This is a genomic window from Acidobacteriota bacterium (genome assembly GCA_040754075.1).
Taxonomy (GTDB): domain Bacteria; phylum Acidobacteriota; class Blastocatellia; order UBA7656; family UBA7656; genus JBFMDH01.
The window spans coordinates 248,213-265,407 of record JBFMDH010000002.1 but is presented as its reverse complement, the minus strand read 5'-3'; the positions used below and the strand labels follow the sequence as shown (position 1 = coordinate 265,407).

Genomic DNA, 17,195 nt, shown 5'->3' with positions numbered 1-17,195 from the left:
TATTCAACGACTTCCGCTTTCCAGAAATTTTGCAGCAAGCGGGGCTTCGATGCGCGGCAGCGGCGAACCGACAACCCGCGTATTAAACCGCTTGAGATAATCGCGATGCACCGCCGTTTGTGGATAAGTTTGCATATCTTCATAAGGATATTTTTTCATCGCGTGAAAAGGCAGAGGCGTTACCGCATCCGGGCTTGCGGAATGAATATCCATCTCTTTGCTGTAACCATCCGAATAGAGTAAAAACGCGCGTTTCCAGCCTTTCGGCAAAGGTGCTAGTTTTTTAGCATCAAAAGCGAGCGCAATTTCATCGCCCGGACGCGCAATCACAAATAGATCGTCGGTGCGCGCAAGTAGTGTGCGAACATCACCTTCTCGCGTGTACCGCCCGGCGAAGGTTTTCCACGGCGAAGTTAAGGTCACGCGCTGGTAATCATAGGTGTAAGGTTCGCGACCATCCGGGGTAACTTCCGCTGAAAACCCGCGCCAACTGAGTTTCGCTGTCAATGCTTTCAACCACTCGATTCGCGGTTGCGCCAATACACCTGCCCTGTCGACCAGAATCTGATCCCAGTAAATTCGCATATTGGTCACAATGCGAACCTCACGGCTGGCGGTCAGAAATTTCCCGCTTAAATCAAGCACAATGGTTTGCGGACGCCCGACCGGAATACCAACCTCCATCACGGTTTGCCAGTTGCCGTCTTTATCTTTCACTTGTAAACCTGGCGGTTGCATCGTCAACCCTGCTTGATGCGCCGCCACGTTATCGCTTGAAAAAGCGTAATCCGTCCACCCTGTGAGCAGCAGCAAAGTTTTTTTGCTGCTGGCTTCACCTAAATTCAAGGTCAGTGAATGGGTTTCGGCATAACCGCGTATGCGGTGCAGCGTAAAATTATCGGGATAACTTCTATCCATCTTCGCAATTCGCGCCAGCACATCCTGCCCTTTATCATCGACTGCCGACACCGGCGGTTGCGCGTTGCGTGTGGTGAACAATTTAAATTCACGCGGCGGACTCGTCATGCCTTCGTTGGGAAAAACTTCGATGTTCGATGGATGAGCAATCGCCATCAATTTGAGATTATCGACAAACAATACCTCTTCGAGTTCATTGGTGACGCGAAGTTCAAAAATTCCGTTGCGCGCTTTCAATTGCTCGTCGCGTATGCGCGTATATTCAACGGGGTCTGGATGATTGTAAACCTCCGGCGCTTCCCAGTAACCCATTTCCCCGCCGCCCATAAAATCGGTGATGAATTCAAAGCGTTCGCCATTCCAGGTATAGAGATACGGACAGGACGAAGGTTTGCGGTCAACCTCAGTGATTGACATGGTCTGGGCGTTGATATTTGCGGCGCGCGGCGTTTCGGTTTCCGATTGTAAAATCCCCGAGGTCCACAATACGCGCACGGTGTCTGCGGCGGCGCGTTTGCCCAAGCCGAACAACACATCGGCGGGTTGCGCAGCGGGAACGGCGGAAGCGGTTTCGATTTTTTGTTGCAAACTTCCGGCGCGCATTTCGACTTTTGCGCCGACGCCGCTACGATTGCTGATTTTTCCGGCAAGGTTGATGCGCAGCGAGCGGTTGCGATTGCCGCCATCATTGCGCGCCACTTTGATTTGTTCGGGCGTTATGTGCAACAGCAAATCGGTATCGCCATCACTGTCCAAATCAGCCGCCGCAAACCGATGCGGCGAATCACTGGTCGGCACACTCATCGCAAAATTTTTTGCCACGGCGCGGTCGGTAACGTTTTGCCAGTTGTTGCCGAGATTTCTCCAAACGCGCAATTTGCCGCCGGCAATCGCAATTAAATCGAGCAAGCCATCGTTATCGTAATCGACAAATTGCGCCGCGCTCGCGCCTTCTATCCCCGCGCTTGCGGCAGTCATGGTAAAGCCGCCACGCCGATTGCTCAGGGCAAAAAAGCCTGCGCCACTTGCTTCGCCAAAATAGAAATCGGTGAAACTGTCCTTATTAATATCGCCTGCCGCCACGCAGGTGAACCGCCCTTTCATCGTGAGTCCGACTTCACTTGTGACATCTTTAAAGCTGCCATCGCGTTGATTGCTGTAAAGCGTCGGCGGCGCGTCATAATTTACCAGTAACAAATCCACATCACGACGGTTATTATAATCGGTTGGCACGACGGCTACCGCGTGACCGGCTCCTGTAGCCAGTTTCGCGGCTTCACTGTTATCCGTGAAGGTGCCGTTGCCATTATTTCTGAGCAGTTGATTGGGCGCTGCGGCAAAGTCATCAGGAAAGGTTAATGCGCCGGTTGACTTGGTCGGTTTATTGAGGTCGGCAAACCCGGCAATAAAAATATCAAGGTCGCCATCGTGGTCAACATCGACAAGCGCGGCGGAAATCGCAAGCGGATTGAATGCTGGAATCTTCGCGGTTGGTGTAGCGTCTGAGAATTTGCTGTTGCCGTCGTTGTGGTAAAGCGCGTTGCCGCCCAGTCGCAAAACGAAAAGGTCAGCGCGTCCGTCATTATCATAATCACCGGCAACCGCGCCGATGGCTATTGTCTGAGGGTTGGATAAAGCAAGCCCTGAATCTTTGCTCACATCAACAAACTTGCCTTTGTCGTTGCGATAAAGTTTTTGCGCGCTCGGCGTCACTTCAAATAAATCAAGGTCGCCATCGCCATCAAAATCAATCGGCGTCAAACTGCCGCCAAGCGCGGCAATCAATTCACGCTTTGCCGCATCGCTTAATTCTGCCGCTGAATTAAACCGCTGTCCGAAAAATTTGTTCGCCCCTGTTTTTTTCTCTACGCCTGCGGAAAAGAAACTGCCGGTCGCTTCGTTAAAGGTCACGTCGGGAATCGTCGTATCAATCAACTCAGGTTCCGCGCCGGTTGACACCATCGCTTCGGCATATTGCCCTTGCTCAAGATAATTTTGTCCGAGACTCGTCCCATAGCCGCCATCGCGCAGCGCCAAAAACCGCGCCATCATTGGCTGTCCCTCTTCGCGCACCCCTGAGCGCGTCAAGGCAATCGCCAGATTATACGTCGCGGTTATGTTGTAAGGCTCGATTCTCAAGGCTTCGCGCAACAACTTGATGGCGTCATCAAATTTGCGCTGCTGCATATAAAGCTGCGCGAGGTTGATGTTGCTTGCGACATCGAGCGGGTCGGCTTTGAGAACTTTTTGAAAAGCGGCAATCGCATCTTCGGGGCGACTCTGATTGCGCGCAATCAAGCCGAACATAAATTGCACCTGCGGCGCATCTGGCGCGACTTCAGCGGCGGCTTTGATTTCCGTAAGCGCCCCTTCGACATCGGGCACGTTGTAGAGCGCGATGGCAAGGTTGATGCGCGCCGCGTAAAGTTGCGGATTGATTTTCAAGGCGCGGCGAAATTCTTCTGATGCTTCTTTGTGTTTGAACTGTTCAAGCAAAGCGACGCCGAGATTGTTTGCTCGGTAAGCGTCTTCGCGAACCGATAAATTGGGCTTCGTCGCGTCATTTGATTGCAGCAAAACCGGCGCAGTCACGACAAAAGCGCACACTGAAATGAATAGAAAAATTACAAGCCTACGCTGAAGGGGTTTCATAAGCGAATACAACTACGCTCCATATTTATTGAATTGATTTGTCGCCTACCAACTTTAGCGTCACTGACTCGTTCTCGCAAATTTCGATTGAAGGCGACGGCAAAATCTTCGACGCTCAGTTAAGAGCATGGTGATTAGTATCGGTGTGTTTTGATGTGCAGTAGCTAAGCCTCTCTGATAAGCGCGATGAGGGGCATAGCCCCGAAAGAAAATTAACAATGCCGAACGGTGAGTCTCGGACTCACCGCACATCAAAGCGGCACAGCCGCAAAACCACCGATACCCACCCCTTACGCGATCAGAAACCGCCGCTCAACCAATATGGAAATATTTTCCAGTGCCCAAAAACCAAAGGCGCAAAGCTTGCGACCCTGCGCCTTCTGAAAATCTTCAATTGATTTTTTAACCTACATTTTATTTTCGGGTGGCGGCGCATCAGGCGAATTGCCGACGGTGACGGGGTTGGGTTTGCCTTCGAGAAACGGACTGATTAGCTCGGCGAGGCGTTTTTCTTCGGCTTCGCGACGCACCGCAAAATCAATCGATTGACGGCGGGCGTCGGCGACTTCGGTTTTCAACGCTTCCATCTCGGCTTGCTTGCGTTTCAAATATTCTTCGACCTCTTTGGAAATCAGTTGAACCTTTTCGCTGTTGCGTTGTTCGATGCCGTTGGCGCGATCCGTCAGCATTTTCTGATACGCATCCAACGCGCGGTCACGGCGCGCGGCATCGGCAATCGGCACATCAATGCCGAGGTTTTTTGCCGACAATGCCAGATTGACCGCGATGATTTTGACGCTCAGAGGTTGATTGGCGACCGTTGGATTGTCCATCAACTGCGCGAGTTCATCGACACTGCAAGGCGAATTGGCAATGCCCGCATCCTTATAAATCTGCGCGAACTCTCGTTGCGCCAAATCATCGCCGGGCTTGGTCGCCGGCGGTTTAAACGTAGGCGGCGGTTCGCTGGCAACCAAATCGCCGACCCGTTGCTGTGGTCGCGGCACACCGAGCGAACCCGTAGGCACAGCGCGGCGCGGCGGCGCTTGTTGCGGTGCGGTAAATTGCGGTGGTGGCGGCGACGACGATGGCTCCTCTTCGGGTTCAACCTTGATGAAAAAATCCATCAATGATTTAAACGCGCTGCCCGATTTTTTCGTCTCACCCGACGGACTGACGCCCTGCGACATCTGTTCCATCTCACGCAAAATATCTTCGGTACTTTTCGGTCTTTGTGGCGGATTCGGCATTTGATTCTCCTTAGTAGAGACCAAGGGGATTGGCTATTCTTGTGAATCAATCTCTACCCATTAAATAGTTGATTACATAGTTGAGGTCTACCCCAACTCCTTTTATATTTGGTCGCAGGAGCAGTGCATCAGCTAATGCCCCTAACTTCCCTTTTTTCATCTCACTACTAACTTGAAAGTTGGACAAGGTTTTCTTTTCTTTTATGCCAGTGAATAGTCGTTCGATAAGAATTACAACGTCTCTTGGTGTCTTACAAATTTTTTGTAGTGGAATTAATAATAACCGATCAGAATAGTCATCTCGCAATGTAGAATAGTTATATTGACGATCCTCCTTAAATAAATGGGGATGCCTTGTTGTAATTAGAATTGCTGGAAGCAACTTATCGCCCGGTTGACCATTGATATTATGCCAAGACAACACATCATCATTAAAATGGCTACCTTCTAGTCCCATCATGACAACTGAGTGTGTTTCTGATGCTAATGTTGCCATCTTGTGAAAGTTCGACCTAAGAGTATCAGCTATTGGCTCTTTCCAACCATAATCAAGCAGGTAAATGTAATAATCTCTCTCAGCATTAAGCGGTAATTTTGCAAGCGAATGTATCATTAATCCCATTTTTACTCTCCGAAACATCAATTGCTTCATTTCACGCGGCGAAGGTGTTCGCGTTGCGGCAAGCGACGCGCTTCTTCACCTGGCGGCGCATCCCAATCGCTTAAACCGGACTCTTCGGGGGCGGCTTCAAGGGTCGCCAGATTATCACCTTCGGTGACTAAAACATCTTCGTAAGCCGAGCGGAATTCATCGCTGATGCTTAGATTATCGAGCAGATTGCCAACCAGATCGGAGATGCCCGCGACGTTGGTAAATGAATAAACTTCGTCTTGAATCAAACTCAAGGAATTTTTAACGACGTGAATGCGGGCTTCGAGGAGCCTGACCAACTCATCGAGTTTTTGAATGCGTCCGAGCCGCTTTTTGAGAATGCTCAAATTTTGCGCCAATGCCTGACGCACGGCTGGCGATTGTTCGCGTTCAACCGCTTTTTCGGCTTTGGCGATTTCATTCGCCAGCATGGTTTGCAGGTTGCGATAATTGCGCGTCGAAAGCAGGTGATGGGCGCGCAGCATCTTGGCATATTCGATACGAAACGCGAATAACCGTTCGATGACCCCTGACAACATCACACGGCTTCCGGCATCGCCCAGTTCATTCGAGCGTTTTTCAATCTCCTCGCAAAGCGAGCGCACGGAATTGAAATCCTGTTGATAGTTGAGCGGCAACGATTGCACGATGGTCTTTTCGGTGTCTTCGCTTTCGAGTTTCTGATGCCGGTTTTTGCGGGCGCGAATGATGCGTTGCACACGCACATTTTGGGCAATGAAAATCGCGGCGATTTCACCGGCAACCAGCAGCGGCAGAAAGCCCAGGAAATTCACTACCAGCATCAAAAAAGCCATCACTCCAACGAAGGCAAGATTGATGTCGCTCTTTAAGACCTCTTTGACATAATTGATTTCTTCGTCAGCCATAAAAATAACATTTCGAGTCGAGAGTCGAGGGTCTGGAGTCCGGTGTCCGTTTATTTGAACACCATCACATCCTGACTGGGACTTGCGACATTCGGTATTTACGCAGCGTGCGTCATGAAAATCATTAAGAAATCCTGCTCATCGGTGACGTAAAGTTCATGGCAGATGATATTGCCGAGTTGCGAACTGGCGTTTGCCATCGCCTGTTCGAGTGCCGAAAAATCGCCGCCCGAAGCATCGACTTTACCAAGCGATACCGATTGCAATTGAATCGGATAAGGTTCTTCATCATCGCGATAACCGAGCGTGATAATAAGACGTTTTGCCGATTCCAGATATTCAACGCCAATGCTTTTCGCTGCAATTTTATTGTCGCTGGCAAACTGCGCCACCGCATCGGCAAGGCTGCCAATAGTTTTATCAGCCTGCAATTCTCCTGAAAAGACTTTAAATTTGTTATGAACTTGACTCTCGATTTGACTCATAATTTTTCTCCTTTTGGTTCCACTGCAATCTCAACTCTATAAATCACGGTCTAAACGATGCAGACCACGGCATGAACGATATAACCAAGACTTTACAATTTTGGAAACTCGACCATTTTAATCTCTTTGCGAATTTCCGCAAAGCGCGGCAAATCTTCGATGTTCGGTTGATAAGCCACGCCTTCGGCAACCAAATCGTACTCTTTCATCACCCGCGACCCCATAATCGGTTTGCCCTGCGAATCGCGTTCGCGCCCGAGCAGATAAACATGGTCGGAAATAATCAATGCCGAAGTCACATCATGGGTGATGATAATAAACGTATTGAGCGTGTGTTCATGAGCGATGCGATTAATCAGGTTAATGACGTTTTGAATATTCACCGGGTCGAGTCCCGAAAACGGTTCGTCGAGAATGATGAAATGGCGGTCGCGCATCAACTGTTGCAAAATGGCGACGCGCTGTCGTTGCCCGCCTGAAAGTTGCACAGGCCAGGCAAGCCCCTGTTTGACCAAATCGAATTCATCCAGATAACGCGCGGCTTTATCTCTGGCAGCTTCTTTGCTCATGCCCGTGCGCGTTGCCGGAATGACCAAATTATCCAGAACATGTAAATCTTCAAAGAGCGGATAACGTTGAAAAACGACGCCGACATCGCCGACCTTTACCGAACGCATCCCTTTGCCGTTGGTAATCATCACGCAACCCGATGTCGGTTGATCAAGTCCGGCAATCAATCTAAGTGCAGTGGTTTTACCGGAGCCTGATGGTCCCAGGAGGCTGACGATTTGCGGTTTGCCTTTGATGTCTTTAATGGTCAGGGAAAGATTTTTGAGCGCGATAAACGTGGTGCCGTCATTCATCGGAAATTCTTTGCAGACGTTTTCCAACGTCAGCAGCGGTTCAAGCATGGTCGCGCCATCTTTCAAGGGACCGTCAATGCAATGTCCGTCATCGGCTTCGGCGTGGCTGGCGTCAGGCGTTTCTTTTACCTCTTCATTGTTTGGTTTGGTCTCGTCCATTAAGCCCTCTCGGCAATCACGCTATAAGGAAACAGTATGCGCTTCATCAATTTGAACAAAGCGTCTTCGATGATGGCAATCGCGCCGATGATGATGAGATAGGCGTAGACTTCCGCAAGTTGATTGGTCGCGTTGTAGGCATAGATTTGCGCGCCGATGCCGCCTTCCGTTCGATTATAAGTTTCAATTGCGGTAATCATCACCCAGCCCATCGCCGCGTTTTGCGCCACCATATCAATCATCTGCGGCAAGGTCGGGCGCACAACGACGCTATAAAAGGTTTGCCAGTCGTTATAGCCCAGGACTTGAGCCAGCTCGAATTTTAATTTGGGAATCGATTCAATGACCGCGGTCATACTGGTGACTAAAAAGAACGACATACCGGCAGTGAGCATTGCGACTTTCATTGGCCAGCCAATCGAAAAGAGCGTCAGGAAAACCAGATTGAAGCCGATGATGGGAATGTAGCGCAACCATTGCACGATTTTGTTAAACGGTTGCAGGATGGGCAGCACGCTCATGTAAGAAATCAGTAGTGAGATAATTGCCGAATAGAGCAGCCCCACGACATTGAGTTTCAAGGTGACATAAACATTGGGGACGAGATTGCTGCTGCCTTCGGCGTTGAACATTTTGCCGAAGGCTTGCAGGACTTCAAACGGATTGGGAAGCGATTGAATCGGATTGACAAACCAGACCAGTAAAAACAGGGCAATCCAGATGATCATCAAACTCGAACGCGCAAAGGCTCCAAGTTGTCCATACACGCGAATCGCATCACTGAAAGAACCAAAGGAACTTTTTGAGTTGGTCATAAACTATTTAAGGAATTCCCTCTACCGCACATCTCAAAGATATTTCTCCATCAGGCTATCTTCCAAAATGCGCTGTACCTTTTCATCATTGGGCGGTGAATCTGTGATAGCAATTCCCAATGCCTTTTTCAGCGTTCGTTTTCGGGAATGCAATTCATAAGGCGCAAGGGTTTGCAAAACCTCTTGAATTAAGTGGAATCGTTGAGATGGCGGTTATTGCCCTACCCTCTCAACGATTCGTTCATAACCGAGTTCTGCCTGCCGTTCCATCTTTTCTCCTACTTCAAGATTATCACGACGCGGCGATTGGCGGCGCGTTCCGCCTCATCTTTGTTGGTATTGCCGGGCAAGGGACGCGCCGGGCCAAAGCCTTCGATATTCTCTTTGCGCCGGTCGCTGATGTTGACGCCGGTCGTGTCGGAATCTTTCAACCACTGCCAGACCGAATTGGCGCGCGCCAGTGACAATTGCACATTGGTGGCAAAATCGCCGACACTATCGGTGTGCCCTTCAATAGATACTTTGGTATCGCTGGCGCGAATGAGCAGGCTACGGATTTCCTGCAATTGAGCCATCTCTGAAGGTTTGATTTTCGCCGAACCGCTGTCAAATCTGATTTGGAAATTTGCCTGCACGACTTTGCCTTGACTTTGCCCCTGGTCGAAACTCGCCGTGTAAACGCCTGTGGTGCTGCGTTCATCGGTAATGTCGCGAATGAAACTCGTATCCACCACCTGCTCAACCGTCGCATAATTTGAGAGTCTGTCGGGCAGCAATTTCCTCAAGCGTTTGGCGTGGTCTGAATAGGTGATGCCGAAAATCGTATTGGCAATCGGCGTGTTGCTGTCCATGCCGAAAAGATGGCGCACTTCGGCGATGTTGTTGACGCGCGAACCGCCAAGCGGCACACCGTTTTCAACCGTGTTATTGAAATAGGTATTCCAGAATGTCGGTCCCATGCCTTCCATGTTGAAGACCACCGCATTCAATGGAGCAACGCGGTTTTTGAAATAATCCGGGTCGGTTTTGATTTTTTCATTCGAGCGCGCGATGCAACGCAACAGCGTTTTCACATATTCGCGATGCTGATTGAGCCAGTCTGCATTGCCGAAAAGAATTTGCGGCATCATGTAGCTGTATTCCTTGGTCGAAACAATCTTCTGCAACTTTTCATTGACGCCTTTGTAATTGACTGCCGGGCGACCTTTGACAGCCATCACGTCGCCGGGTGTCCAGGTGGCGACGGCATTGATTTCATAAGCTTCGGTTCTGCCGGTCGCTTTATTGCGCAGATTGACCTTGGCGTTTTGGGTGAATTTCGTAGCCGCTTCAATATGGTCTGTGGCATTAACGAAATTAATCGCGTCGGGGTCATAAACCTGCTCATCGGCATTTACGGGAATCTGGTTATCGGCAGCCCAGTTGACGGTGACGTTCCAGTCGCAATACGGCACAGCGGTGACGACCAGTGCGCCGCGCGCCAGTTGCGGGTCTTTTTTCCACGATTCAGGTCCCATCAAACAATCTTCACCAAATGAATACCCGCTCGACCAGATGACCTTGGCTTTGTTGCCGCGCAACAATTGATTTGCGCCATTGATGTCAACCGCTGCTTGATCACCGGTTGTCGTCACCAGTTGCATTTGCCCTGCGGCGAGTGCCTGCACCTGTTTCGAGGTATCGTTTTCAACGATGAGTTCGGTATTGGTAATTCCTGCCTGACACAAACAACTATCGAGATGGTCGCCGGATTTGCCGGGTCCACCGACGGCATCAATCAGACCGCTGACGGTCTGCCAAGTCCAGATGCCAATTTTTACCGGCGGATTATCGTTGGTGCGGGTTGGCGGCGAAACCGAAGACGGGGGGAGATTGCCCAGCGCAATTTTGCTGAGGTCTTCGGGTTTATCTAAAATTTGTCCCGCCGTGCCGTTTTTGTTTTGATTTGAATTTGAACTGAGCTTTTCAAGGATGCCTAATTGTTGGAGTCCCACATAAACCAGACCTCCCATTAAAGCTAAAATTAAAATGATGGCTCCGGGTCCCAGTTGTACGCGACCAATTCTCATAATCGTCTCCTGATGTCAAAAGTTTTTATAAACAATACGGCTGTTCAGTTGGCTAAAAGCGCCTGCGCTAACCTGTACGAGGGCGTGTGATGAAACTGTGCAGCCGCCATTATATTCAGCGCATCGCCCTGTGTAAACAAACTCCTCAAGGCGCGCGCGATTTATTGCTTCGCGCCTTCGTCTTCATAAGCGCCGCCCTCTGACGAGCGCCATAAAAATCTATGACAGAAAAAAGCAAAGCGGAGACGAAAGAAATTTCGCCTCCGTTTTGATTCTTGCTCATCTGAATTAACGCAATGCCAATGGTGGGTAAATGTATTGCCGGAACCCCAGAGGCGGTCACTGACCGCTGCTCAACTTATTAACCCCTGACTTTCAGTTCATCTCAATTGACTATCTCAATTCAATTGACTATCTCAATCACCACCGCTTCGCCATTGACCCGTTTATCACTTGAAGGCTTGAAATAAATCACCGCAGGAATTTTATTTGCTCCGCAAACGAATTGCACATCGTAGAACCCTTTGCGGCTGAACATGGGAATTTTGTCGTAATCAGCGATGAAAAATTTTGCCAGTTTCGCGCCATCTTTTAAGGTCATTACCATCGTATTGCCTTTGCATTCGATGGCAGTAATCACCCCACTCAGGTTTTGCGACTGGGCAATGAGGTCAGCAACTCGTGGCGGAATCAAAACTCTTTGTTGCGGGGACTCTTCGTAAACTCTGCCATCGGTTGGCGGGCTGTTAGGTGTTGTCACATTGGCATTGCGCTCTTTGCTTTCGGCAATGAATTTTTCCTGCGCGTCAATGGCTTTCAATAATCGTTCAGCCGAACTTTTCGCCTGCGCATCATCGGAAGCCAGCATCGGTTCCAGAGTTTTTCGCGCCGCCGCAAAATCACGCATGAACAGTTGCATTTCTGCCAACCGCCGACGAAACTCGGCATTTTGCGGCTCCAAGGCAAGCGCCGTTTTCATCTCCTGCAATGCGAGATTTTGCTTGTCTGTATCCAGCATATAAACATGCGCAAGCAGGGCGCGCGCATGAGCATAATAGGGACTGAGGCTGATGGAAGTTTTCAGCGAATCAACGATGGATTTATAAGTAGCGGATTTTATATCGCGTGTGGTTCGCAACGAATCGTTATAGAGTTCCTGCGCATAATAAAAATGCGTCAGGTAATTTTTTGATCCACGTTCGACCGCCTGTTTGAAATATTGTTGCGAGGCTGGAAAATTGTTTTTACGAAGCGCGGCAAAACCCATTCCTTCATAAGGCGCGGCAAAGTTCGCATCCAAAGCAATCGCCTGTTTGAAATATTCTTCGCTCTCATCAAGGCGCTGGGTTCTCAACAGCAGGTTGCCTAAATAATATTGAATTTCGGCGTCTGAAAGCGGGCGCGATGTTACCTCTTTTTCGCCTTCGATGCTATCGAGCGTGTAAGTGACAATCGTATAAGCGTTGAGGTTGACATAATCGCGCAGATTTTTTTCAACCGTCGCGAAATCGGTTTTGAAGATTTGCAAAAATGCGGCTTCGGTATTTGCGCCTTCATTAATCAGGCGCACGAACTGAGTCAACTGCGGCTGTCGCGCCAGTTTATCGCCAAGCATCAGGTAATGCACCAACGCCCATGATTGCGCGTAAAAAATGCTCTGCTTGTCGCGTTCATTATAAATTGGCGAGTCCTGCCCGACATTGAACAGTTCCTTGAGGCTGAGCATTTTTTTATCGCGCAAAAATAAAAGGCGATTGGCGCTTGCCGAACCCAGCGTGACTTTATTTTTGTTCACCAGAAAGGTCGAATAGACTTCGGCAATTCCTTCGTTGAGCCAGGCGGGCCAACGCCGCGGCGCGCGGCTCGTCAGATAGTGAGTGTATTCGTGAAAAATCACCGCCAGCGGAAACTCTTCGCTTTTCGCATCAATGTTCAGCGCGATAATGTCTTCGTCTGCCGAGCGTTGAAAATAGCCTGAGAGATTGGCGGGTTTGCCGTTGTAAAGCGGTTTGAACGGTTTAAAGGAATCGTCGCTTTTAAATACCATCAAGGTAATCGGTGTGGTATTTTGCGCCCGAAAAATTTTGGCAAAGGCGGCGCGAAACTGTTCGAGTTTAAGCAACAGGTCGCGGGTCGCGCCTTCATCGGCATTGCTGACGACATTGAAATTTTTGGTTTGCAGATTGAGCCATTTGTCTTTGGCTTCAGCTTCTACAGAAAAAGCAATGAGAATAAATACAACAAGCCCGAAGGCAAGGCGATAAGTTTTCACGCAACTACTCCTATGAAGTTAATGCTGCAAACAGGTTGTAAAAATTGCTGCACTTCTAAGTGCTGACTGGCATGATACACAAGGAAATGCCTGCCGCAAAAGTTTTCTCCTATAAATTTTTTGCGGCAGGCGTTCGCGTAACTTTATGCTTCAAGGGTAGCGGCTTTCGCGTGGCGGTCAATAAATTTGAAAATCTGAAAAGCGATGAACGCGGCAACGATGATGCCCGAAAGATTCCATTGCAAATCATTGGCAGTGTCGCGCGGTGTCCAGAGTCTGGTGAAATCGCCCCAGAACAGCTCATCCCACAATTCGAGAATTTCATACCACGCGCATAAACTGAAGGTAATACAAACCGAAAGAAATGCCACCATATCATTCGGCAGATAAAATCCCCATCGGCGGGTCGTCGTTCTAAACGCCCACATCACCGGAACCAGCGAACCGGCGGAGCCGAAAAAGTGGGTGTATTCGTCATATTGAATGCTGAAAAATTCTCTGCCATACAGATGAAAGACGTTGCCAATCACATCGATGCCAATGGCGAACACCAGACAAAAAACAATAAACGCCGGAGGCTTGGCTTTGACGCGAAACCTGAAATAACAATAAAACAGTCCGATTATCAGCGAAGTCCAAAAAGCATTGATATACCATTCACGATAAGGGAGCCTGACAAGCAGTGCCGATTTGGCGACAAAACCAACGATGCTGAAAGCCAAAAATTCATAGCGTTGAAAAAACGATTGCTTTTCAACAGCCTCTTCCGGTTGTATGGTGAGGGTAGCGTCCGACATTTGAGCCATCCTTAAAAATTTTGATTTTCGGTCTGCAAGCATATCAAAAACGACGTCAACGCGCCCCGCCTTAGACGCATTTTTCGCGCTTTGGTTGCCAGAGCCGAAAGCCAACGTTTACGATGTTGCCTTGTAAATCTCATGACCGACCAGACACCATTCCGACGAACCGAAGAAAATAATCAACCGTTAATCAACGCCCTTAAAGACTTTTCAACCTTTAAAGAACTGCGCGCTTCTGAAATCTATCAACGCCATCAATCAAAGCTTGCGGAACTCTTCAACACCCCGCGCATCTATCGCGCAGAGGCGACGAAACCGCGCCTGCAATCATTTTTGCGGGTTGCGGTCTGGAACATCGAACGCGGCAGAGAACTTGACGGCATCATCGACGTCTTAAATCATCATCCGGTTTTGCAATACGCCGATTTGCTGCTGCTCAATGAACTCGATGACGGCATGGCGCGCTCAAACAATATCAATGTTGCGCGTGAACTCGGTCGCGCCATTTCCGCGCACGCGATTTATGGCGTTGAGTACCTCGAATTCACCAAAGGCACGGGCAAAGAATTGCACTTAGCCGACGACAACACCGCGGCATTGCATGGCAATGCAATTTTGACGAGGTATGATTTCGCCAATCCGCAAATCGCCAGGCTGTCGCGTTGTGAAAACAATTTTGAAAGCGCCGAAAAACGCCTCGGCGGGCGGTTGTGCATCCTGACCGACATTGCAATCGGAAGTGCTAATTTTTTAGCATCAACGGCGCATCTGGATGTCGTCAACACGCCGCGTTGTCGGGCGCGGCAACTTCAATCGGCAATCGCCGCAATCGAAGCGCGTAGGCAATCCGGCGCAAATCCTATCGCCAAAATTATTCTCGGCGGCGATTTCAATACGCACACCTTTGCGCGTGGCGGCAAACTGCGCGCTCTGAAAAATACTGCAAGAATACTCGGCACCAGTCCCGCGTGGCTCCGCCGCAGTTTGATGAAAAAAGAACCGGCAATCCTTGAACTGGGGCATCGCGGCTTTGCGGTTGATCAATTCAACGACCACGAGCCGACCAGTTATTCCATTGTCTCTTCGCTTGATGATAAAAGTTCGCTGCCCGCGCCGGTACGCTGGTGGGCGATGCGGCGCATCGGACATGCGGGACTCAAACTCGATTTGCGGTTGGACTGGTTGGCGGCGCGCGGGTTTCGCGCTTTGCAAGATGGCGAAATTATTGATGCGGCAACCGGTGTTCAAAGTATCTGCCCGCAAACTATTAAAAACCTTTCATACGAAGGCAGAGCGCTTGCCGACCACGACCCGATTGTCGCGGATATGCTCTGGTAAAACTGTCAACCGTGAGTTCGATTTGACTACCCCTGCACAAAGTTAATAACCTTCGTCAATACTTGAATCAAATTGCGCTAAGAGAGGTAAAATGACAGACAAAACAAATAACCCGAAAAAATTGAACGCAGATGCTTATGAGTTGGAAGAAACCACAGACCTTAAAGACACAACACCCGATAAACCCAAAGGGATGCCGCTGCACACGCGCATCCTCATCGGTTTAGTGGTCGGGGTCGCGGCGGGCGTCATCAGCAACGCCACGCTTGGCGGCAATCACCCACGCATCACCTGGGTCATCAGCAACTTTACCGAACCGATTGGCAGCCTGTTTTTGAGATTGCTGCTGATGACTGTGGTGCCGCTGGTGTTCTCTTCTCTGGTCGTCGGGGTTGCAGGCATCGGCGATATTCGCAAACTCGGACGTGTCGGGTTGAAATCCTTTGCCTACACGTTAATTATTTCCGCCATCTCGGTAGTGATTGGATTGACGATGGCAAACACTATCAAGCCGGGCACGCGCATCAATCCTGATACAGCAGCGGCACTGCAACAACGCTATGGCACGGACGCGACCAAGCGGGTTGAAGACGCGCAAAAAATCGGCACCTCGACCGATTCGGTGTTGATGCAGGTTGTTAAAACCGTTGTGCCGTCAAATCCGCTGGCATCGATTGTCGGCATACGCGCCGGTGAAGAAAAACAGACGGACACCCCGGATATGTTGCACTTGATGTTTTTCGCCCTGATTTTAGGCATTGCCATCACTTTGGTTAATCCCGAAGTGACCGCGCCGTTTGTGCGCGGGCTGGATTCGCTTTTTCAAATCTCCACGAAAATCATTGACCTGATTATGAAGCTTGCGCCGTTTGCTGTCGCCTGCCTGTTATTCAATAACACAGCGCGATTCGGTTTGGATTTACTCGGCGCATTGGCGTGGTTCATTGTTGCGGTTCTCGGTGGACTCGCGTTGCATATGTTCGGGGTCTATTCGTTATCGGTTTATCTGCTGTCGCGCATTTCGCCGCTCGAATTTTTCCGTCGCATAAAGACCGTGATGCTCACGGCGTTTTCGACCTCATCATCGAATGCGACCTTGCCAACGGCGCTTCGCGTATCGGAAGAAAATCTCGGCGTGCCCAGAGAAATCAATAGCTTTGTCCTCACGGTTGGAGCCACTGCCAATCAAAATGGCACGGCGCTTTATGAAGGCGTGACAGTATTATTTTTAGCGCAACTTGCGGGCGTTGACCTCACGCTCGGTCAACAAATCCTAGTCGCCTATCTGGCGATTCTCGGCGGCGTGGGCACTGCCGGTGTGCCTTCGGGTTCAATTCCCTTTATCGTCATTGTGTTGACGACCATCGGCGTCAATCCTGCGCTGATTGCGATTATTTTAGGGGTGGATCGAATTTTGGATATGTGCCGCACGACGCTGAATGTCGCGGGCGATTTAACCGTTGCCACCTATGTGGCGCGTTCGGAAGGTTATGAATTACTTAAACCGCAGGTCGAAGCGAGCGTCGCCGCTGATTGAAAAGGTGCCGTAAAACGGCAAAAGGCAAGAGCATAGGTCGCTCTTGCCACTTTCCTTTTGCCTGTTGCAACTTGTGATAGCTATTTGCGGTTTTCGCGCGTGCGGCGTTCGCTTTCGTGCAAGCCGGTGCCAAAATTTCGCCCGTTATAGGTAACCCCCGGTATGACTTTGCCGGAAACCCCGATGTAAGCATCTTTACTCGGCACGCCATATTTTTCCGTGACCACCCACATACGACCTGTGCCATCATCAATCTCGAACACCCCATATCCCAATGCGCCATAGGAATTGGTAACCCGACCGACGATGGTGACCTCTTTGTTGTTGAAACGTCCGGGGTCTGCCGTAATATCCCGAATCTTTTTGCGTTCCGGGCAACCTGTCAGCCCTATCGCCAGCAGCGTAATAAAGACGCCTAAAATAATGCTTTTATTTTTCATCTTTCTCCTCCTTCGATAAACGAGTTCGCTTGTTTGTGACGTTTCAGTGACCTACAGG

13 protein-coding genes are annotated in these 17,195 nt (G+C 49.8%); 2 read left to right on the top strand and 11 right to left on the bottom strand.

The window, feature by feature from the left end; translation table 11 throughout:
* Positions 1-3: 3 nt before the first annotated feature.
* From AB1757_03170 to AB1757_03125, 10 genes are all read right to left on the bottom strand, one after another.
* Positions 4-3,510 carry an FG-GAP-like repeat-containing protein gene (locus AB1757_03170; GenBank protein ID MEW6126040.1) on the bottom strand — a complete coding sequence of 1,169 codons (3,507 nt, stop codon included), beginning with the start codon at positions 3,508-3,510 and terminating at the stop codon, positions 4-6.
* Between the two features lie 467 nt (positions 3,511-3,977).
* Positions 3,978-4,820 (bottom strand): hypothetical protein, encoded by an 843-nt coding sequence (locus AB1757_03165; GenBank protein MEW6126039.1) that lies wholly within the window; start codon positions 4,818-4,820, stop codon positions 3,978-3,980.
* A 46-nt stretch (positions 4,821-4,866) separates the two neighbouring features.
* Positions 4,867-5,442: a hypothetical protein gene (locus AB1757_03160; GenBank protein MEW6126038.1), complete on the bottom strand. Its 576-nt coding sequence runs from the start codon at positions 5,440-5,442 to the stop codon at positions 4,867-4,869.
* A 26-nt stretch (positions 5,443-5,468) separates the two neighbouring features.
* The gene (locus AB1757_03155; GenBank protein MEW6126037.1) at positions 5,469-6,359 is read right to left on the bottom strand and encodes a hypothetical protein; all 891 of its coding nucleotides are present in this window, start codon (positions 6,357-6,359) and stop codon (positions 5,469-5,471) included.
* A gap of 98 nt (positions 6,360-6,457) precedes the next feature.
* Positions 6,458-6,844: a hypothetical protein gene (locus AB1757_03150; GenBank protein MEW6126036.1), complete on the bottom strand. Its 387-nt coding sequence runs from the start codon at positions 6,842-6,844 to the stop codon at positions 6,458-6,460.
* Positions 6,845-6,936: 92 nt separating this feature from the next.
* On the bottom strand, positions 6,937-7,866 hold the full coding sequence (locus AB1757_03145) for an ATP-binding cassette domain-containing protein (protein MEW6126035.1): 930 nt from the start codon (positions 7,864-7,866) through the stop codon (positions 6,937-6,939).
* The gene (locus AB1757_03140; protein ID MEW6126034.1) at positions 7,866-8,681 is read right to left on the bottom strand and encodes a hypothetical protein; all 816 of its coding nucleotides are present in this window, start codon (positions 8,679-8,681) and stop codon (positions 7,866-7,868) included. Before AB1757_03140 ends, AB1757_03145 begins: the two co-directional genes overlap by 1 nt.
* Positions 8,682-8,959: 278 nt before the next feature.
* Positions 8,960-10,750: an OmpA family protein gene (locus AB1757_03135; GenBank protein MEW6126033.1), complete on the bottom strand. Its 1,791-nt coding sequence runs from the start codon at positions 10,748-10,750 to the stop codon at positions 8,960-8,962.
* A 403-nt stretch (positions 10,751-11,153) separates the two neighbouring features.
* A complete protein-coding gene (locus AB1757_03130; protein ID MEW6126032.1) occupies positions 11,154-13,022 on the bottom strand; it encodes a tetratricopeptide repeat protein in 1,869 nt (622 codons plus the stop codon).
* Between the two features lie 143 nt (positions 13,023-13,165).
* A complete protein-coding gene (locus tag AB1757_03125) occupies positions 13,166-13,819 on the bottom strand; it encodes a hypothetical protein (GenBank protein ID MEW6126031.1) in 654 nt (217 codons plus the stop codon).
* Positions 13,820-13,960: 141 nt separating this feature from the next.
* Here AB1757_03125 and AB1757_03120 point away from each other — a divergent pair, with 141 nt between their 5' ends.
* Both AB1757_03120 and AB1757_03115 read left to right on the top strand, forming a co-directional pair.
* Complete coding sequence (locus AB1757_03120) at positions 13,961-15,160, top strand: endonuclease/exonuclease/phosphatase family protein (protein MEW6126030.1); 1,200 nt, start codon at positions 13,961-13,963, stop codon at positions 15,158-15,160.
* A 91-nt stretch (positions 15,161-15,251) separates the two neighbouring features.
* Positions 15,252-16,697, top strand: coding sequence for a dicarboxylate/amino acid:cation symporter (locus AB1757_03115; GenBank protein ID MEW6126029.1), 1,446 nt, complete (start codon positions 15,252-15,254; stop codon positions 16,695-16,697).
* 80 nt (positions 16,698-16,777) lie between these two features.
* Here AB1757_03115 and AB1757_03110 read toward each other — a convergent pair whose 3' ends face one another.
* Positions 16,778-17,137, bottom strand: a complete 360-nt coding sequence (locus AB1757_03110; protein MEW6126028.1) for a hypothetical protein — start codon at positions 17,135-17,137, stop codon at positions 16,778-16,780.
* Positions 17,138-17,195 lie beyond the last annotated feature (58 nt).